Raw genomic sequence first — 19,179 nt, 5'->3', positions numbered from 1 at the left:
TTAGCCTGGCAGCAGCGTGGCGAGGAGAACGAGCGATGAGCGCCGAACCCATCCCGGAGCCGGTCATGACGCAGATGGACCCCATCGACCTGTTGAGCGCGATCGAAGAGGCGTCACCGATGCCGATTCGGCCCGAGTACGTCGAGGGGACGGTCGTCGTGCCGCCACAGCCGAACTACCACCACAGCAAGGGCGCCTACCGGCTCACCGTCCAGTTCACCGTCGCCGGATTCGACCTGGCGGGCATGGGCATGGGCTTTCGCGCGGCCTACAAGGACGGCAGCACGCTGGCGCTCGTCGTACCCGATTTCTACGTTCTGCACCGCGAGCCGACCGACCTGGACATGGCCTACGTCGGGGCGCACAAGGGCCGGTACCCGGCTGACATGATCGCTCTCGTGGGCGAGGTCACGTCCACCAACCACGCGATCGACACAGGCGCCAAGTTCGCCGCCTACGCGGCCGCAGGCGTCCCGCTCTACGTGCTGATCAACCGCAACACCGGTTCGGCGCACTGCTACTCGAACCCCACCCTCCCCGGCCAGGACCCCACCGAGGCCTACTACGACACCGACACCAAGGTCAGCCTCGGCAGGCCGCTCCCCCTCCCGGCCCCGTACCCCGCCCTGGACACGGCCCCATTCCTGGAGCCCTGACCTCCCCGGGGAACGACCCGGCAGCGTGAATGCCGCCCCCCTATTGACGCCCCCTTCACGCCGGGCATACGGTCCTGTCATTGATAGGAAACCTTCCTAACAGTGACCTTCCGCGGCAGCGCGCCGCGTGAAAGGCTGGGCGCCCGAAAGGCAGGTGTCGACCATGGCAGGTACAGCCGGTACGCCGGGCACTCCGCGCGTGCTGCGTGCCATGAACGACCGGGCCGCCCTGGATCTGCTGCTGGAGCACGGGCCCCTCACCCGGACCCGGATCGGCAAGCTGACCGGGCTGTCGAAGCCGACCGCCTCGCAGCTGCTGGCCCGGCTGGAGGCCGCCGGGCTGGTGCGGGTGACCGGCACCAGCGAAGGCCGCCCGGGCCCCAATGCCCAGCTGTACGCCGTGAACCCGGCCGCCGCCCACGCCGCCGGGCTGGACGTCACCCCCGAACGCATCCGCGCCGCCGTCGCCGACATCACCGGCCGTACGGTCGGCGAGTTCGAACTGACCACCCCCCGCCGCTCCGCCCAGGGCGCCGCCCAGCAGGTCACCGCCGCGCTGGACGGGGCCGTGAAGGCGGCCGGGCTGACCCGCGACGACGTCCACCGGCTGGTCATCGGCACCCCCGGCGCCTTCGACCCCTCCACCGGACGGCTGCGCTACGCCTCCCATCTGCCCGGCTGGCACTCCCCCACGCTGCTCGACGAGATCGCCGCGGCACTGCCGATGCCGCTGGAGTACGAGAACGACGTCAACCTCGCCGCCGTCGCCGAGCAGCGCGGCGGCGCGGCCCGCAGCCACGGCGACTTCGTGCTGCTGTGGAACCAGGAGGGCCTCGGTGCCGCCCTGGTGATCGGGGGCCGGCTGCACCGCGGCTGGACCGGCGGCGCCGGCGAGGTCGGCTTCCTGCCGGTGCCGGGCACCCCCCTGGTCCGCCAGGTCACCAAGGCCAACAGCGGCGGCTACCAGGAGCTGGCCGGTTCCCAGGCCGTTCCGCGGCTCGCCCGCGAGCTCGGCATCGAGGACGTCCCCGCCGGGCCGCACGCCGACGCCGCCGCGGAGCTTCTCGCCCGTGCGGCCGATCACGCGGGCGGCCCCTACCGCCGGCTGCTGGAGACGTACGCGACCCGGCTCGCGACCGGTCTCGCCTCGCTGGTCTCCGTCCTCGACCCCGAGCTCGTCGTCCTCAGCGGCTCCTGTCTGACCGCGGGCGGCGAGGTGCTGCGCGGCCTGGTCCAGGCGGAGCTGGCCGAACTGGCAGCCGCCCGGCCCCGGCTGGTCGTCGGCGACGTGACCGACCACCCGGTTCTGCGCGGCGCGCTGGAGAGCGCGCTCGCGACCACCCGCGACGAGGTCTTCGACACCTCTCGCTGACCCCTCGGCCGCCCTTTCCGACCGCTTCCCTCCCCGCACCTTCCCCTTCCCTGCCCCGACCGCCCCATGGGAGCCTCGCCATGCCCGGAATACCCAGAAGAGTCGCGCTCGCGATGGCCGCGTCCGCGTCCCTCGTCCTTCTCGCCACCGCCTGTACCGGTTCCTCGGACACGGGCGCCTCCGACGACCCCGAGCAGGAGACCACCCTCAACTTCTGGCACGCCTGGAGCGCGCCGTCCGAGGTCAAGGCCGTCAAGGACCTGGTGGCCGGCTTCGAGAAGGCGCACCCCGACATCCACGTGCGGGTCACCGGCAACATGACGGACGACAAGATCAACCAGGCGCTGCGGGCGGGGGGTTCCAAGGCCCCCGACGTCATCTCGTCGTTCACCACGAACAACGTGGGCAGGTTCTGCTCCTCGGGCGCCCTGGTCGACCTCGACCCGTTCTTCGAGAAGTCGGACATCGACCCGGCGGCGACGTTCCCGAAGGCCATGAACGAGTACACCCAGTTCGAGGGCAACCGCTGCGCGGTCCCGCTGCTCGGCGACGCCTACGGCCTCTACTACAACAAGACGGCGTTCGAGAAGGCCGGCATCACCGCGCCGCCGAAGACCTGGACCGAATTCGCCCGGGTCGCCAAGAAACTGACGATCCCTCAGGGCAGCTCGTACAAGCAGCTCGGCTTCATGCCGAACTACCACGGCTGGGAGTCGACCACCGAGCACTACTTCGGGCAGTTCTCCCCCACCTACTTCACCGCCGACGGCAAGTCCAACCTGGCCGGCGACCCCGCCTTCGAGGCCGGGTTCACGATGCAGAAGAAGCTGGTCGACGACCTCGGCGGCTTCGCGAAGCTGGAGAAGTACCGCACCGGCCTCGGCGACGAGTGGGGCCCCAAGCACCCCTTCCACACCGGCCAGGTCGCCATGCAGCTCGACGGCGAGTGGCGCCTCGCCATGGCCCTGGACGCGAAGCCCGGCTTCGAGATCGGGGTGGCCCCGCTGCCCGTTCCGGACGACCAGGCCGACCAGTACGGCAAGGGCTACCTCAGCGGCACCATCGCCGGCATCGCCGCCACCAGCCGGAAGCAGAACGCGGCCTGGGAGCTGGTGAAGTACATGACCACCGACACCGACGCGGTGGTGGACTTCTCCAACAACATCCACAACGTGCCCTCCACCCTGGAGGCGCTGAAGTCCCCGAAGCTGAAGTACGACCCGCGCTTCAAGACCTTCCTGGACATCGCCGCGCACCCGGACTCCAGCACCACACCCGCCTCCGTCAACGGCGGCGTGTACCTGGTGACCGTCCAGCAGCTCGGCTACGACTACGAGAGCGGCAAGGTCACCGATCTGAAGGCCGGTCTGAGGAAGGCCGCCGAGCAGATCGACACGGACATCGCGCAGGCGCAGTAAGGGATGAGCACGTACACCCCGGGTGCGAGGCGCCGCCGCGCGGCGCTGCGCACCGCCGCGTTCATGTCGCCCTGGATCATCGGGTTCTCGGTGTTCTTCGCCTACCCGATGATCTCCACTCTCTACTTCTCCTTCATGCGCTACGACGGCTTCCGGCCGCCGGTGTGGAGCGGCACCAAGAACTGGGTCTATGTCTTCGAGCACTACCCGCTGTTCTGGCCCGCCCTGCGCAACACCCTGTGGCTGGTGCTGGTCATGGTGGCTCTGCGGGTCGTGTTCGGGCTGGGCGTGGGCCTGCTGATCACGAGGATCAAGACCGGCACAGGCGTCTTCCGCACCCTGTTCTACCTGCCCTACCTCGCCCCGCCGGTCGCGGCCACGATGGCCTTCGCCTTCCTGCTCAACCCCGGCACCGGGCCGGTCAACTCCGTTCTGGAGGGCATCGGCCTCCCGGCTCCCGGCTGGTTCGGCGACCCCGACTGGTCCAAACCCGCCCTGACCCTGCTGGCGCTGTGGGGCGTCGGCGACCTGATGGTCATCTTCATGGCCGCCCTGCTCGACGTACCGAAGGAGCAGTACGAGGCCGCGGAGCTGGACGGAGCCTCCGCCTGGCAGCGGTTCCGGTTCGTGACGCTGCCGAACATCTCCCCGATCGTGATGTTCGCTGTGGTCACGGGCGTGATCCAGACGATGCAGTACTACACGCAGCCGCTGGTGGCCGGGAAGGTCGCCTCCGGAGTGATCCAGGGCGCGGGCACCCAGTTCGAGCCCGGCTTCCCCGACAAGTCCACCCTCACCCTCCCCCAGCTCGTCTACAACCTCGGCTTCCAGCGCTTCGACTACGGCTCGGCGTGCGTGGTGGCCCTGGTGCTGTTCGCGCTGTCGATGGCGTTCACCGCGCTGCTGATGCGCCGCCGGGGCGGTCTGATCCAGGCAGGTGACCGATGACCCAGGTCCTCGAGAAGACCGTCGCCGCGGCGCCCGTCGCGGCGGACGGGCGCGTCGCGCGCCGCCGGGCCGCGCTGGAATGGGTGGCGGTGCACTCCCTCGGGGTGGCGGTCGCGCTGTTCTTCACGCTGCCGTTCGTGTTCGTGCTGCTGACCTCGCTGATGAGCGACAGCCAGGCGCTCAGCCGCGACCTCGTCCCGGACACCTGGGAGTGGGCCAACTACCGGAAGGTCCTCGACACCCCCGGCTTCCTGACCTGGTGGCGCAACACTCTGCTGTACGCCGGCCTCGGCACGGTCCTCACCGTCGCCTCGTCCCTCCCGGTGGCCTACGCGCTGGCCAAGTTCCGCTTCCGGGGCCGGAATCTGTCGCTGATGCTGGTCATCGCGATGATGATGCTGCCCCCGCAGGTCGTGGTGATCCCGATGTACCTGTTCTGGGCCAAGCAGCTCGATCTGTCGGGCACGTTGTGGCCGCTGCTGATCCCGATGGCGTTCGGGGACGCGTTCTCGATCTTCCTGCTGCGCCAGTTCCTGCTGACCATCCCCGACGAGTACCTGGACGCCGCCCGGGTGGACGGCTGCGGCGAACTGCGCACGCTGGTACGGGTGGTGCTGCCGATGGCGAGGCCGGGCATCGCGGCCGTGGCGCTGTTCCAGTTCTTCTACGCCTGGAACGACTACTTCGGCCCGCAGATCTACGCCTCCGAGAACCCCGGCGCCTGGACGCTGTCCTACGGCCTGGAGTCCTTCAAGGGCGCACACCACACCGACTGGAATCTCACCATGGCCGCCACCGTCCTGGTCATGGCCCCCGTGATCCTCGTGTTCTTCTTCGCCCAGAAGGCGTTCGTCGAGGGTGTCACGCTCACCGGAGTGAAGGGTTAGACACGTGAAACTCACCGTGGTCGGCGGCGGTTCGACCTACACACCCGAACTGATCGACGGCTTCGCCCGTCTGCGCGACACGCTGCCCGTCGAGGAACTGGTGCTGGTCGACCCCGACACCGAACGCCTCGCGCTGGTCGGCGGGCTGGCCGCGCGGATCTTCGCCCGGCAGGGCCACCCCGGCCGGATCGTCACCACCTCCGACCTGGACGCGGGCGTGGACGGCGCGGACGCCGTGCTGCTGCAGCTGCGCGTCGGCGGACAGGCCGCCCGCGAGCGGGACGAGACCTGGCCGCTGGAGTGCGGCTGCGTCGGCCAGGAGACCACCGGCGCGGGCGGCCTCGCCAAGGCGCTGCGCACCGTGCCGGTCGTCCTGGACATCGCCGAGCGGGTGCGCCGCGCCAACCCCGGTGCCTGGATCATCGACTTCACCAATCCGGTCGGCATCGTCACCCGCGCGCTCCTGCAGGCGGGCCACAAGGCGGTCGGGCTGTGCAACGTGGCGATCGGCCTCCAGCGCAAGTTCGCCGCGCTCCTGGGCACCGGGCCCGGCGACATCCACCTCGACCACGTCGGCCTCAACCACCTCACCTGGGAGACGGGGGTGCGCCTCGGCGGGCCCGAGGGCGAGGACGTGCTGCCCCGGCTGCTGGCCGAGCACGGCGAGACCGTCGCCGCCGAGCTGCGGCTGCCGCGCCCGCTGCTGGAACGGCTCGGCGTCGTCCCGTCGTACTACCTGCGCTACTACTACGCGCACGACGAGGTCGTGGAGGAACTGCGCACCAAGCCCTCGCGGGCCGCGGAGGTCGCCGAGATGGAACGGCGGTTGCTGACCATGTACGGCGACCCGCAGCTGGACACCAAGCCGGAGCTGCTGGCGAAGCGGGGCGGCGCCTTCTACTCGGAGGCCGCCGTGGACCTCGCGGCCTCCCTCCTGGGCGGAGGAGGCAGCCCCTACCAGGTGGTCAACACGCTCAACCGGGGAACGCTGCCGTTCCTGCCGGACGACGCGGTGATCGAGGTGCAGGCCGCCGTCGGACCCAAGGGCGCGGCACCGCTGCCGGTCGCCCCCGTGGACCCGCTGTACGCGGGCCTGATGGCGAACATGACGGCGTACGAGGACCTCGCGCTGACGGCGGCCCTGCACGGCGGCCGCGAGCGGGTGTTCCGCGCGCTGCTCGCGCATCCGCTGGTCGGCCAGTACGAGTACGCCGAGCGGCTCACCGACTCGCTGCTCGCGCACAACCGGGAGCACCTCGCGTGGGCATGAGAGCGGCCGTGCTCGCCGTCGACGCGGGCAACAGCAAGACCGATGTCTCCGTCGTGACCGCCGCGGGGGAGGTGCTCGCCACCGCACGCGGCGGCGGCTTCCGGCCGCCCGTGGTGGGGGTGCGGGCGGCGGTGGACGAGGTCGCCGGGGCGGTGGCGCGGGCCTTCGCCGAGGCCGGCGTGGACCGGGTGGAGCATGTCTCCGCGTGCCTGGCGAACGCCGACTTCCCCGTGGAGGAGCGCGAGCTGGCGCAGGCGCTGCAGGCGCGCGACTGGGGCGCGTCCGTCGAGGTGCGCAACGACACCTTCGCGATCCTGCGCGCCGGGGTGGCGGAGCCGCGCGGGGTGGCGGTGGTGTGCGGGGCGGGCATCAACTGCGTCGGGATGCGCCCCGACGGGCGTACCGCGCGCTTCCCGGCGATCGGCAGGATGTCCGGCGACTGGGGCGGCGGCTGGGGTCTCGCGGAGGAGGCCCTGTACCACGCGGCGCGCGCGGAGGACGGGCGCGGCGGCCCGACCGAGCTGGCGTCCACGCTGCCCGCGCACTTCGGGCTGGACAGCATGTACGCGCTGATCGAGGCGCTGCATCTGGAGCACATCGCGCAGGCCCGCCGGCACGAGCTGGCGCCGGTGCTGTTCGCGACCGCGGCCGCCGGCGACCCGGTCGCCCGCTCGCTGGTCGACCGGCTCGCCGAGGAGGTCGTCGCGATGGCCGCGGTGGCGCTGACCCGGCTGGAACTCCTCGACGAGGAGACGCCCGTGGTCCTCGGCGGCAGCGTCCTGGCCGCCCGGCACTCCCTGCTGGACGACCGGGTGCGCGAACTGCTCGCCGCCCGCGCCCCCAAGGCGGTCGCGCACGTCGTCACGGCACGTCCGGTCCTCGGCGCGGCCCTGCTGGGCCTGGACCGCACCGGAGTGACCGCCGAGGCGCAGGTGAGGCTGCGGACGCACTTCGGCTGAACCCCCCGCGCCACGCCTCGCGAACGCCGCGTACGGCACTCCCGCATCGAGGGAACCGAACCGGCTCGCGGGGCGTATTCATGAGCGGGGGGTGGTGCGGAATCGGAGCCGTGCTGCGATCCGATCAAGATCCAGCAAGGCCGGTGCGAATGCCGGTCCCGGCAGCGATACTTGCGGCGACGGATGACCAGGGGGAGGTCACAGTGACACACCCGCCGAAGAGCAGCGCGGCGCCACCGGCGCGCCCCGGCACGGTCACGGCCGCCGTCGTGCCGCCGCAGGCGGGGCCTGGCGGCGGTGGCGCGGCCCCGGCCCCGGCGGGCTCCGGTCCGGCGCGGCGGACCGCGTTCGCCGAGGGTGTCGACCGGGTGCGGGCCGCCGCCACGACCGAGCCGGGCCGGCTGCGCATCATCGGCGCGGTGCTGGCCGCCCTGGTCGTCGCGTTCGGCGCCGTCACCGCCGTGCAGACCAGCGACCGCGCGGCCGCCGCCGACGCCGTGCTGCACGAGAGCCAGCCGCTCAGCTCCGCCGCCGCCGACATCTACCGCTCGCTCGCCGACGCCAACACCGCGGCCTCCAGCGGCTTCCTGGCGGGCGGCCAGGAGACCGGGGCCTCCCGCGAGCGCTACGAGAAGGACATCCGCACCGCCGCGGCCGGCCTGGTCCAGGCCGCCGAGAACTCCGACCCCGACTCCTCCGCGGCCGCGACGATCGCCGAACTCAACCAGCTGCTGCCCGAGTACAAGGGCCTGATCGAGCGCGCCCGCGCCAACAACCGGCTGGGCTACCCGCTGGGCGGCGCCTATCTGCGGTACGCGAACGACACCATGCAGACGAAGATGCTCCCGGCGGCCGAGAAGCTGTACGTCTCGCAGAACGCGCGGCTGCGCGCCGACTACGCGGACGCCACGCCCTACCCGTGGATCGCCATAGCCGTCGGCGTGGCCGCGCTCGGCGCCCTCGGCTGGGCCCAGCGCCGCAACTACCGGCGCACCCACCGTGTCCTCAACCACGGCCTGGTCGCCGGCACGGCCGCCACCACGTGCGTGCTGCTGTGGCTGGTGATCGGCCACAGCGTGGCGCGCGCGGACCTGAACGACTCGTACGACCACGGCGTGCGCTCGCTGAACGTCCTCAACGACGCCCGGATCGCCTCCCTCAAGGCCCGCGGCAACGAGAACCTGACCCTGGTCAACCGCGGCGCCGAGACCGTCGAGGTCGAACCGGGCCAGTTCCAGGACAAGTTCGACGTCGCCTTCAAGGACTCCATGAAGGACCTCGCCGCCGGTCTGGCCGCGGCCGGGGACCTCGCCGACGACGCGGCGGGCCGGGAGCCCGTCGAGTCGGCGGGCGGCAACATGAAGGTGTGGCAGGAGCGCCACAAGGAGGCCCGGGACGCCGACGACTCGGGCGACTACCAGACCGCACTGGACCGGATCATCGGCGCCAAGGCCGACAAGCCGACCGGGGAGTGCTTCGACGCGGTCGACCACAACCTGGACGTGGCCCTGAAGCACGAGCAGGGCGAGTTCCGGCAGGCCGCGGGAGACGGCCTCGGCGCCATGACCGGGCTGACGGTCGGCGCGGCCGTGCTCGCCGTGCTGGGCGCGGCCGGCGCGCTCCTGGGCATCGGGCGCAGGCTGTCGGAGTACCGGTGAGAGGGGGCGTGACGATGCGGGCACGACGGTTGCGGGCCGGCCTGAGGGGCTGGGGCGGTGTGGGCGCGATGGCGGTCGTGTGCGCCCTCGCGGCGCTGTTCGCGCTGCTGCTGCCGCTCACCCAGGGGGACGGCGACGGCAGCACCGGCGTCGGCGGACCGGGCCTGGCAGACGGCACCCGGGTGCGGGCCGAGGAGTGCGAGGACCCCCAGGACCTGAGCCTCGCCCCGTCGGCCGCCGAGGGCGCGTCCGTCGCGGCGATACGCAAGCGCGGCTATCTCTCGGTCGGCGTCGACCAGAACAGCTACCGCTGGGGCTACCGCAACCCCAACAGCACGGAGAAGGACGTGCAGTTGGAGGGCTTCGACATCGACCTGGCCCGCCGTATAGCCGACGACCTGCTCGGCTCCCCCGACAAGATCCGCTTCAAGGCGATCCCCACCAACCAGCGCGTCCCGGCGATCCAGAGCGGCCGCGTCGACATGGTGGTGCGCACGATGACCATCACCTGCTCCCGGCTGGAGCAGGTGGCGTTCTCCGCCCCCTACTTCCTCACCGGGCAGCAGGTCCTCGCCCCGGTCAGCTCCACCGTCGAGGGGTACGACGACACGCTCGCGGGCACGCGCGTCTGCTCGGCGGCCGGCTCCACGGCGTACGACAAGCTGGACGCGGACCGCAGGTCGGGCGAGCTGGACGCCTCCGCCGACATCTCCACCACCGTGCCCAACCAGCTGGACTGCCTGGTGCGGCTCCAGCTCGGCCTGGTGGACGCGGTGGTGACCGACGGCGCGCTCGCCGCCAGCCAGGCCGCGCAGGACCCGACGGTGGAGCTCAAGGGCGAACGGTTCACGACCGAGTACTACGGCGTGGCGATGAACCGCAAGGCCACCGATCTGGTCCGCCGGGTCAACCGGATACTGGAGCAGTACCGCGTCGACCCGGACGGCTGGCGGGCCTCCTACGACAAATGGCTCGGGCCCACCCTGGGCGCGGACTCCGAATCGGCGACCCCGCCCGTGCCGAAGTACAAGTGACCTGCGGCGGGCCGACCTAGAGGGACGGCGGACGACAACACGGAAGCACGACAGCGACGAGAGGTGATCGATGGGCGCGGGACCCACCGGGCCGGTGCTGGACCGGGACGATGTGGACCGTGCGCTGGCGCGGCTCGGCGCGGAGCACGAGGCGATCGAGACCTCGCTCCTCGCCCTCCAGGACCACGCGGGCCGCAGACTCCTCGAAGGCGCGGAGCTCACCGGCACGACCAAGGAGCGCTGGCAGGCCACGGAGGCCTCGATAACCCTGCTGTGGGCGTACTTCGACGCCTACAGCGGCACGCTGCGCTCCGCGCGTGAGATCCGCTCGCGCCGCCGCTGGTCCAGCCGGGAGGACCTCGCGGAGCTGACCGAGCTGCTGCGCGGCGAGTCCGTCACCGTCGCGGGCTCCGCCGTGGTCGCGCCCGGCGCCGAGAGCGCCGGACGGCTGAGCCACAGCTTCACCCTGGCCGCGCTGGTGGAGCGGATGAACGACCTGTACGCGCGGTCCCTGGACATGGTCGTGGCCGCCGACGCGGTGTGGTCGGCGCTGCCCGCCCGGATCGATTTACTGGCCGCGGAGCTCCAGCGCACCCGGCAGCTCGCGCACTCCGTGGGGGTGCGCCCCGGCGAGCATCCGTCCGGCGACGACCTGGAGCGCATCACGCGGACGCTCACCGAGCTGCGCGAGCAGGTGGTGTCGGATCCGCTGGGCCACTGGGTGCCGGCCGAGGGCAGTTCGGCGCCCGGCGGCGGCCGCCCGGACACCACGGTGTACGACCGTGAGGCACGGGCCCTGGAGGAGGTGCGCCGGGAGATCGACGCGGTGCTCACCGTCCGCCAGGACGCCGAGCAGCGGCTGATCCGGCTGCGGGACGTGCTCTCGCGCGCCGACCGCACGCTCGCCGAGGCGCGCACCGCGCGCGGCGAGGTCCTCGCGAAGATCGCGGCGACCGAGGTGCCGGTGGTCAGCGGCCCGCCGACCGTGCTCCAGGAGCAGCTCGCCGCGGCCGCCGAGTACCGCCGCCAGGCCCAGTGGCACCGGCTGTCGCCGCTGCTGGAGTCGCTGGAGGAGAAGGCGGAGGACGAACTGCTGCGCGCCCGCGAGTCGTTGACTGCGGTCACCGCGCCGCTGGCGGTGCGCGCGGAGCTGCGCGGCCGGCTGGACGCGTACAAGGCGAAGGTGGCCCGGCACGGCATGGCGGAGGACCCGGAGCTGATCGAGCGCTACGACGCGGCGCGGCGGATGCTGTGGAGCGCCCCGTGCGATCTGCGCGTCGCCGAACAGGCCGTGCTGCGCTACCAGCACGCGGCCGCCGAACTGCTGGGCGGCGGGCCGAGGGTGCCCGGGCAGGGCGGGCCCGAGGACCGCAGAGGGGGGTTGTCATGAGTCAGGCGCAGCGCACCTGCCAGCGGCCGGCGTGCGACGGGACGTACGAGGACGTGGGCGGCGGGGAGCTGTACTGCGACACCTGCGGGCTGGCGCCGGTGGTGTCGGCGGGCCGCCGGGCGGGCTCGGTGCCGACCGGGCAGACGGGCGGCGGCAAGGACTCGGCGGGCAGCGGGAGCGCCCGCTCCGGCAGCCGGGGCAGTTCGCGTACGTCCTCGCAGTCGTCGAAGTCCCGGCGTTCGGTGTCGGGGCGGCTGTCGCGCTCGCTGTCGGGCGTGTCCACGGGCCGTTCGGTGTCCGTGCGCAGCTCGGGGTCGGCCTCGGGCTCCTCGGCCCGGGGGCGGCTGGGCGCGGGCCTGGTGCAGGTGCCGCAGATCCCGCGGCCGGACCCGCGCGAGATGGTGCTGGACAATCCCGAGGTGCCCGAGCGCAAGCGGTTCTGCTCGCGTTCGGACTGCGGGGCGCCGGTCGGCCGTTCCCGCGGCGACCGGCCGGGCCGTACGGAGGGCTTCTGCACCAAGTGCGGCCACCCGTACTCCTTCGTGCCGAAGCTGAAGGCCAAGGACGTGGTGCACGGCCAGTACGAGGTCGCGGGCTGTCTGGCGCACGGCGGTCTCGGCTGGATCTATCTGGCGGTGGACCGGGCGGTCTCCGACCGCTGGGTGGTGCTCAAGGGCCTGCTGGACACGGGCGACCAGGACGCGATGGAGGCGGCGATCTCCGAGCGGCGGTTCCTCGCGGAGATCGAGCACGCCAACATCGTGCGGATCTACAACTTCGTCGAGCACCTCGACCAGCGCACCGGCTCCCTGGACGGCTACATCGTCATGGAGTACGTCGGCGGCAAGGCGCTCAAGGAGATCGCCAACTCCCGGCGCACGCCGGACGGCAGGCGCGACCCGCTGCCGGTGGAGCAGGCCTGCGCCTACGGCATCGAGGCGCTGGAGGCGCTCGGCCATCTGCACAGCCGCAATCTGCTGTACTGCGACTTCAAGGTCGACAACGCCATCCAGACCGAGGACCAGCTCAAGCTGATCGACATGGGCGCGGTGCGCCGCATGGACGACGAGGAGTCCGCGATCTACGGCACGGTCGGCTACCAGGCGCCGGAGGTGGCCGACGTCGGCCCGTCGGTGGCCAGCGACCTGTACACCGTGGGCCGCACCCTCGCCGTCCTCACCTTCGACTTCCAGGGCTACACCGGCGTCTACGCCGACTCGCTGCCCGACCCGGACACCATCGAGGTGTTCCGGCAGTACGAGTCGTTCTACCGGCTGCTGGTCCGCGCCACCGACCCGGACCCGGCGCGCCGGTTCGCCTCCGCGCAGGAGATGAGCGAGCAGCTGACCGGTGTGCTGCGCGAGGTCGTCTCGCTCCAGACGGGCCGCGCCCGTCCGGCGCTCTCGACGCTGTTCGGGCCGGAACTGCGCGTCACGGACACCGAGTTGGTGCCCGGGCTGACGGGTGAGGTGTCGCGGCTCGGGGCACGGGACGTCCGCGGCCGGCGGGCGGCGCCGGACCGGGCCGTCGCACCCGCGCCCGCGTTCACCCCCGCCGGCGGGGCGCCCGGCACCACCCTCGGTTCGCCCGCCCTGGCCACCGGGCTGGTCAAGCCGGTCGACAGTCCGGCCGCCGCGCTGGCGCTGCCCGTGCCCCGGGTCGATCCCGCCGACCCCAACGCCGGTTTCCTGGCGGGTCTGCTGGCGACGGCGCCCACGGAACTGCTGGGGGCGCTGGCGGGCGCTCCGGCCCCGTCGATCGAGACCCGGCTGCGCCAGATCCGCGCCCTGCTGGAGAACAGCGACGCGGCGGCCGCGCTGAACGCCCTCGCCGGGCTGGAGGCGGAACGGCCCGACGACTGGCGGGTGGTGTGGTACCGCGGCGTGGCCGCGCTGGTGACCGGCGACCTGGAGGGCGCGGCCCCGGCCTTCGACGCGCTGTACGACGCCTTCCCCGGTGAGACCGCCCCGAAGCTGGCGCTCGGCCTGTGCGCGGAGCTGCTGGGGCAGGCGGACAACGCCGCCGAGTACTACCGGCTGGTGTGGACGACCGACCCGGGCCATGTGAGCGCGGCGTTCGGGCTGGCCCGGGTGCAGCTCGCGACGGGTGACCGCAGAGCGGCCGTGGCCACGCTGGAGTCGGTGCCGGAGTCGTCCATCCACTACACGGCGGCCCGGGTCGCGGCCGTGCGCGCGCGGCTGCGCCAGCGGACGGCGACGGCCGCCGACACGCCGTCGCTGGACGATCTGACGGCCGCCGCGGGGCAGGTCGAGGCGCTGGACGCCTACGGTCTGGACCCGACGCGGCGGGAGCAGTTGTCCGCCGAAGTCCTCGGTCGCGCCCTGGACTGGATACTCTCCGGTGGCCAGGGTTCCGTCCCGCAAGCCGCCGGGGGCCGGACGCTGCTGGGCAGCGAACTGGACGAGCGGGGCCTCAGGTTCGGCCTCGAACGCTCGTACCGCGCGCTGGCCCGGCTGGCGCGGGGCGGCGAGGAGAGGATCGACCTGGTGGAACGTGCCAACCGTTACCGCCCCCGGACGTGGGTGTAATTGATGTCGCAGATGTCCCAGCAGGCCTCGTTGTCGACGTGTCCGAGCTGCGCGGAGCCGCTGGAGTCGGGTGACCGTTTCTGCGGCGCGTGCGGTTACGACCTGTCCGCCGTGCCCGAACGGCCGGAGGACCACCCGACGCTGACCATGAACGGTGCGCCGGCCGCGCCGGCCGCCGCACCGGGCTGGCCGTCGGCCGCCGCCCCGGGCTCCTCCGACACGCCACCGGGGGTGCATGTGCCCGCCGACATCCAGGGCACCGACTCGGGCGGCGGTCCGCTGCACCCGGCACCGCACCCGGAGAGTCCCGTCGTACCGGCGCCGCAGGGCCCTGTCGCGGCGGGCCCGCGGAGTCCCGCCGGTCCTGCCGTACCGGCGCCGCACGTCCCGGAGGGTGCCCCGCCGGTGCCCGCCGCGGCACCCGCGGCCCCGGCCGCGCCCCCAGCACCTGCGGCGCCCGCCGAGGGTGTGCGGTTCGACCACCGGGCCGAGCCCGACGAGTACCCCCTCCAGGCCCCCGACCCCCGGCAGGCCCCCGACCCCCGGGTGGCCGAGCCGGGCGCCCCGGGCGGCGAGCCCACGCTGTGCGTGGCGTGCCGGGCGGGCCGGGTCGACGGGGACGGGTACTGCGAGAACTGCGGGCACGCGCAGCCGCGCGAGCGCGACCACATGGAGCAGGAGTGCGGCCCGCTCGCCGCGGTGAGCGACCGCGGTCTGCGCCACCACCGCAACGAGGACGCCTTCGCGGTCGCCGCCACCGCGCTGCCCGACGGCTCCCCGGCCGTGCTGGCGATCGTCTGCGACGGCGTCTCCTCGGCCACCCGCCCCGACGAGGCCTCGGCGGCCGCCTCGCAGGCGGCGAGCAAGGCCCTGCTGGCGGCCCTGCCGCGCGGCACGCACCCGCAGACCGCGATGCACGAGGCGATCCTGGCGGCCTCCCGCGCGGTCAACTCCCTCGCCGACGAGCCCGAGCCGGGCCATGAGCACGCCCCGCACCAGAACGCCCCGGCCTGCACCCTGGTCGGCTCCGTGGTGACGGCCGGTCTGCTGGTCGTCGGCTGGGTCGGCGACAGCCGCGCCTACTGGGTGCCGGTGGATCGCTCCGCGCCCGCGGCCCGGCTCACCGAGGACGACTCCTGGGCCGCGCAGATGGTCGCGGCGGGCCTGATGAACGAGGCCGAGGCGTACGCCGACGAGCGCGCCCACGCGATCACCGGGTGGCTCGGCGCCGACGCCTACGAACTGGAGCCGCACACCGCCTCGTTCAAGCCGGACCGGCCCGGCGTGGTCATCGTGTGCACCGACGGCCTGTGGAACTACGCCGAGGCGGCCGAGGAGATGGCCGCCGCCGTCCCGCTCGACGCCGCCGTACGCCCGCTGCACAGTGCCCGGGTCCTGGTCGGTCACGCCCTGGACGGCGGGGGCCACGACAACGTAACAGTGGCCGTCGTGCCGTTCCCGGCACCGCCCCAGGGGGCAGGATCGGCCTGAGGCCGGAACACGGCCGGGCACACGACAGCGCACAAGGCCGCACACGGCCGGACACATCGGGGAAGCGAGGCGGGCCGGAGGGGACCGGTCCGCCCACAGTCATCGCCCCGCCGCGGCGGGGTCGTCGAGGGGGATGTGACAGGCATGGCCATTTTCTCGAAACCGAACGTGCCGCAGTTCTCGGTGGACGTGTACCAGAACGAGTACCTGCCCCAGGGTGGCCGTGAGGTCAACGCGATCGTCACCGTCACCGCCACCGGCGGCGGCACCATCGGCAGCGCGGTCACCGCACCGCACGTCTACACGCCCGGCCAGGGCCCGTCGGCCGCGGTGGCGGTCATGGTCGACTGCTCGGGCTCGATGGACTACCCGCCGGCCAAGATGCGCAACGCCCGCGACGCCACCGCCGCCGCGGTCGACACCCTGCGCGACGGCGTGCACTTCGCGGTGATCGGCGGCACGCACGTCGCCAAGGAGGTCTACCCGGGCGGCGGGCGGCTCGCGGTCGCCGACGCCGGCACCCGCGCCGAGGCCAAGGAGGCGCTGCGCCGGCTGAGCGCGGGCGGCGGCACCGCGATCGGTACCTGGCTCCGGCTCGCCGACCGGCTGCTGTCCTCGGCGGACGTCGCCATCCGGCACGGCATCCTGCTCACCGACGGCCGCAATGAACACGAGTCACCCGAGGATCTGCGCGCCGCGCTGGACGACTGCGCCGGCCGGTTCACCTGTGACGCGCGGGGCGTGGGCACCGACTGGGAAGTGAAAGAAGTCACAGGGATCGCCTCGGCGCTGCTCGGCACCGCCGACATCGTCGCCGACCCGGCCGCGCTCGCCGCCGACTTCACGGGGATGATGGAGACGGCGATGGGCAAGGAAGTCGCCGATGTGGCCCTGCGGCTGTGGACGCCGGTCGGCACGACGATCCGGTTCGTCAAGCAGGTCGCGCCGACCGTCGAGGAGTTGACGGGCCGGCGCACCGAGGCGGGCCCGCGCGCGGGCGACTACCCCACCGGTTCCTGGGGCGACGAGTCCCGTGACTACCACGTCTGCGTCGAGGTCCCGGCCGCGAACGTCGGCCAGGAGATGCTGGCCGCACGGGTCTCGCTGGTGATCCCGGAGCCCGACGGCAGTGTCCGCAACCTCGGCGCGCAGGGTCTGGTGCGGGCCGTGTGGACCGACGACATGGCCGCCTCCACGTCGATCAACCCTCAGGTCGCCCACTACACCGGCCAGGCCGAACTGGCACAGGTCATCCAACAGGGACTGGACGCACGCAAAGTGGGCGATATGGACGGAGCAACGGCCAAACTGGGCCGTGCCGTTCAGCTCGCGAGCGCCTCCGGAAATGCCGATACTGCGAAACTGCTTGCGAAGGTGGTGGACGTGGTCGACGCGGCGGCGGGTACTGTGCGACTGAAGGCGAAGGTCGCGGAGGCCGACGAGATGACTCTCGAAACCCGGTCCACCAAGACCGTTCGTGTCAAGAAGTGACGCAGTACGACCGCTGCAGGACTGTGAAGGAAAGGGGGACGCGCCGACATGCCGACCTGCCCGAACGGACACCAGTCGGGTTCCGACGACTGGTGCGAGGTGTGCGGTCACCGCATGGCCGGTGCCGTACCTCCGCCGCCGCCCCCGCCGCCCCCGGCGCCCGGCGGCTACGGCTTCCCGTCACCGCCCCCTGCGCCCGGCGGCCCGGGTGCACCGCACCTGTCCGGCGTACCGGACCGGCAGCCGGAGCTGTGCCCGCAGTGCCGTACGCCCCGTGAGGGCGGCGCGCCGTTCTGCGAGGAGTGCCGGTGGAACTTCCTGACCAACACGGCGACCTCGTACACCCCGGCCGCCCCGCGTCCGCCGGCCGGCGGGCAGGGCGCGCCGTACCAGCGGCCGCCCGCGGGGCCGTCGTTCGGCGGCACGGACTCCTTCGACTACCGCGACTCGCGGCCGTCCCAGATGAACCGCCCCGCCGAGCCGATCCCGCCGAGCCCGCCCTACGGCGCCGATCCGTCCCGCCCGGTGCCGCCCCCGCCGGGGCCGACCCCGGGCATGCCCGGCATGGGTCCCGGCGGCCCCGGTGTGCCCGGCGCCCCGCAGGCGTTCCAGCAGCCGGCCCCGCCCCCGCCCGCCCCCGGGTACCCGCAGGGCCCGGCGACCGGCGGTGACGACGACTGGGTGCTCTCGCCGCCGTCGGCCGGCGCCCCGGGCGGTCCCGGCGGCCACGGCGGTCCGGGCATGCCCGGTCCCGGTGGCCACGGCGCTCCCGGCATGCCTGGCGGCTACGGCTACCCGCAGCCCGGCGGCCCCGGACAGGGCGCTCCGCCCGCGCCCCCGCGCCCGGCGATCTGGACGGCGACGGTCGGCCCGGACCGCGAGTACTTCATGGCGATGATGCACCGCTCCGGCCCCGAGGCCGCGGGGCTGAACCTGCCCGCGTACTCGCCGGAGCAGCAGCGCACGCTGACCGGCAACCAGGTCACCATCGGCCGCCGCCGCCACTCCACCGGCGAGACCCCCGACATCGACCTGTCGGTGCCGCCGGAGGACCCGGGCGTCTCGCACCAGCACGCGGTGCTGGTCCAGCAGCCCGACGGCAACTGGGCGATCGTCGACCAGAACTCCACCAACGGCACGACGGTCAACGGCTCGGAGGAGCCGATCCAGCCGTTCGTCCCGATCCCGCTCCAGGACGGCGACCGGGTCCACGTGGGGGCGTGGACGACGATCACGGTCCGCCGGGGCTGACCGGAGTTCCGCCGGAGGGGCCCGGGTCCGGGGTCCCTCCGGGCCGGGCACCCGCCGGAGGGAGCCGCGACCCGGGCCTTTCCGGGCCGGTCCTAGGCCTTGAGTCCTCCGTCCCCCTGTCTGAGAGCATGGGGGCGTGAGAGAGATTCGGCGCGGCACGCTTCAGGAGCAGACCTTCTACGAGCAGGTCGGCGGGGAGGAGACCTTCCGCCGTCTGGTGCACCGGTTCTACGAGGGGGTCGCCGAGGACCCGCTCCTGCGGCCGATGTACCCCGAGGAGGACCTGGGCCCGGCCGAGGAGCGCCTGGCGCTGTTCCTCATGCAGTACTGGGGCGGGCCGACCACATACAGCGAGAACCGCGGCCACCCCCGGCTGCGGATGCGCCACGCCCCCTTCACCGTGGACCGCGCGGCGCACGACGCCTGGCTGAGGCACATGCGCGTCGCCGTGGACGAGCTCGGCCTCTCCGAGGAGCACGAGCACACGCTCTGGAACTACCTGGAGTACGCGGCCGCCTCGATGGTCAACACCGCGGACTGACCCCCGCCGACCGGCCCGCCCCGGCCGACGGTCCGCCGCGCGCCGCAGCCTGGAGCCCACCCGGCATCCCGGCCCGCGCATCGAAGCCCAGGCCCCACCCGGCGCCCAGGCGCGTGCGCCGAAGCCCGGATTCCGGTCGCCGGACGTCGAATTCCGGTCACGATCAGGTCAAGCCTGATCCACAACCGCTTACCCCCGCCGCCCAACCTCTGCCAGCATCGCCCGAAGGTCTGGAAACGGACCGCAACGGGGACGCGAACGGCG

16 protein-coding genes are annotated in these 19,179 nt (G+C 73.1%); 15 read left to right on the top strand and 1 reads right to left on the bottom strand.

The features are described from left to right. Nucleotides 1-35 precede the first annotated feature (35 nt). The 10 genes from ACZ6SQ_RS10710 to ACZ6SQ_RS10665 all read left to right on the top strand — a co-directional run bounded on the left by ACZ6SQ_RS10710 (nucleotide 36) and on the right by ACZ6SQ_RS10665 (nucleotide 11,592). Nucleotides 36-656: a Uma2 family endonuclease gene (locus ACZ6SQ_RS10710; RefSeq protein WP_469559140.1), complete on the top strand. Its 621-nt coding sequence runs from the start codon at nucleotides 36-38 to the stop codon at nucleotides 654-656. 163 nt (nucleotides 657-819) lie between these two features. Further along, a complete protein-coding gene (locus tag ACZ6SQ_RS10705) occupies nucleotides 820-2,028 on the top strand; it encodes an ROK family transcriptional regulator (protein WP_469559137.1) in 1,209 nt (402 codons plus the stop codon). Nucleotides 2,029-2,108: 80 nt separating this feature from the next. Beyond that, nucleotides 2,109-3,446, top strand: a complete 1,338-nt coding sequence (locus ACZ6SQ_RS10700; RefSeq protein WP_469559134.1) for an ABC transporter substrate-binding protein — start codon at nucleotides 2,109-2,111, stop codon at nucleotides 3,444-3,446. 3 nt (nucleotides 3,447-3,449) lie between these two features. Further along, entirely contained in the window at nucleotides 3,450-4,394 is a 945-nt protein-coding gene (locus ACZ6SQ_RS10695) for a carbohydrate ABC transporter permease (protein WP_469559131.1), read from the top strand. Next, nucleotides 4,391-5,281, top strand: coding sequence for a carbohydrate ABC transporter permease (locus ACZ6SQ_RS10690; RefSeq protein WP_469559129.1), 891 nt, complete (start codon nucleotides 4,391-4,393; stop codon nucleotides 5,279-5,281). The genes ACZ6SQ_RS10695 and ACZ6SQ_RS10690 overlap by 4 nt, the downstream gene beginning before the upstream one ends. A 4-nt stretch (nucleotides 5,282-5,285) precedes the next feature. After that, nucleotides 5,286-6,551 (top strand): 6-phospho-beta-glucosidase, encoded by a 1,266-nt coding sequence (locus tag ACZ6SQ_RS10685; protein WP_469559126.1) that lies wholly within the window; start codon nucleotides 5,286-5,288, stop codon nucleotides 6,549-6,551. Continuing rightward, nucleotides 6,548-7,510 (top strand): N-acetylglucosamine kinase, encoded by a 963-nt coding sequence (locus ACZ6SQ_RS10680; protein ID WP_469559593.1) that lies wholly within the window; start codon nucleotides 6,548-6,550, stop codon nucleotides 7,508-7,510. Before ACZ6SQ_RS10685 ends, ACZ6SQ_RS10680 begins: the two co-directional genes overlap by 4 nt. A gap of 203 nt (nucleotides 7,511-7,713) precedes the next feature. Continuing rightward, nucleotides 7,714-9,168 carry a hypothetical protein gene (locus tag ACZ6SQ_RS10675; protein ID WP_469559122.1) on the top strand — a complete coding sequence of 485 codons (1,455 nt, stop codon included), beginning with the start codon at nucleotides 7,714-7,716 and terminating at the stop codon, nucleotides 9,166-9,168. 14 nt (nucleotides 9,169-9,182) lie between these two features. Next, nucleotides 9,183-10,202 (top strand): glutamate ABC transporter substrate-binding protein, encoded by a 1,020-nt coding sequence (locus ACZ6SQ_RS10670; RefSeq protein WP_469559119.1) that lies wholly within the window; start codon nucleotides 9,183-9,185, stop codon nucleotides 10,200-10,202. A gap of 70 nt (nucleotides 10,203-10,272) precedes the next feature. Next, nucleotides 10,273-11,592 carry a hypothetical protein gene (locus tag ACZ6SQ_RS10665; protein ID WP_469559118.1) on the top strand — a complete coding sequence of 440 codons (1,320 nt, stop codon included), beginning with the start codon at nucleotides 10,273-10,275 and terminating at the stop codon, nucleotides 11,590-11,592. A gap of 1 nt (nucleotide 11,593) precedes the next feature. Here the strand turns inward: ACZ6SQ_RS10665 and ACZ6SQ_RS10660 are convergent, their stop codons facing one another. After that, nucleotides 11,594-11,875, bottom strand: coding sequence for a hypothetical protein (locus ACZ6SQ_RS10660; RefSeq protein WP_469559115.1), 282 nt, complete (start codon nucleotides 11,873-11,875; stop codon nucleotides 11,594-11,596). On the opposite strand from ACZ6SQ_RS10660, the gene ACZ6SQ_RS10655 reads away from it, so the two are divergent. The 5 genes from ACZ6SQ_RS10655 (at nucleotide 11,868) to ACZ6SQ_RS10635 (ending at nucleotide 18,915) form a co-directional block, all read left to right on the top strand. Next, entirely contained in the window at nucleotides 11,868-14,141 is a 2,274-nt protein-coding gene (locus tag ACZ6SQ_RS10655) for a serine/threonine-protein kinase (RefSeq protein ID WP_469559113.1), read from the top strand. The genes ACZ6SQ_RS10660 and ACZ6SQ_RS10655 overlap by 8 nt on opposite strands. 3 nt (nucleotides 14,142-14,144) lie before the next feature. Further along, complete coding sequence (locus ACZ6SQ_RS10650) at nucleotides 14,145-15,632, top strand: PP2C family serine/threonine-protein phosphatase (RefSeq protein WP_469559110.1); 1,488 nt, start codon at nucleotides 14,145-14,147, stop codon at nucleotides 15,630-15,632. A 144-nt stretch (nucleotides 15,633-15,776) separates the two neighbouring features. Further along, the gene (locus ACZ6SQ_RS10645) at nucleotides 15,777-17,123 is read left to right on the top strand and encodes a vWA domain-containing protein (RefSeq protein WP_469559108.1); all 1,347 of its coding nucleotides are present in this window, start codon (nucleotides 15,777-15,779) and stop codon (nucleotides 17,121-17,123) included. A 48-nt stretch (nucleotides 17,124-17,171) separates the two neighbouring features. Then, nucleotides 17,172-18,374, top strand: a complete 1,203-nt coding sequence (locus ACZ6SQ_RS10640) for an FHA domain-containing protein (protein ID WP_469559106.1) — start codon at nucleotides 17,172-17,174, stop codon at nucleotides 18,372-18,374. 136 nt (nucleotides 18,375-18,510) lie between these two features. Continuing rightward, complete coding sequence (locus ACZ6SQ_RS10635) at nucleotides 18,511-18,915, top strand: globin (protein WP_386385452.1); 405 nt, start codon at nucleotides 18,511-18,513, stop codon at nucleotides 18,913-18,915. Nucleotides 18,916-19,179 lie beyond the last annotated feature (264 nt).

It is taken from the genome of Streptomyces sp. NPDC048600, from assembly GCF_055587025.1.
This window is presented reverse-complemented; position numbering and strand designations above follow the sequence as displayed.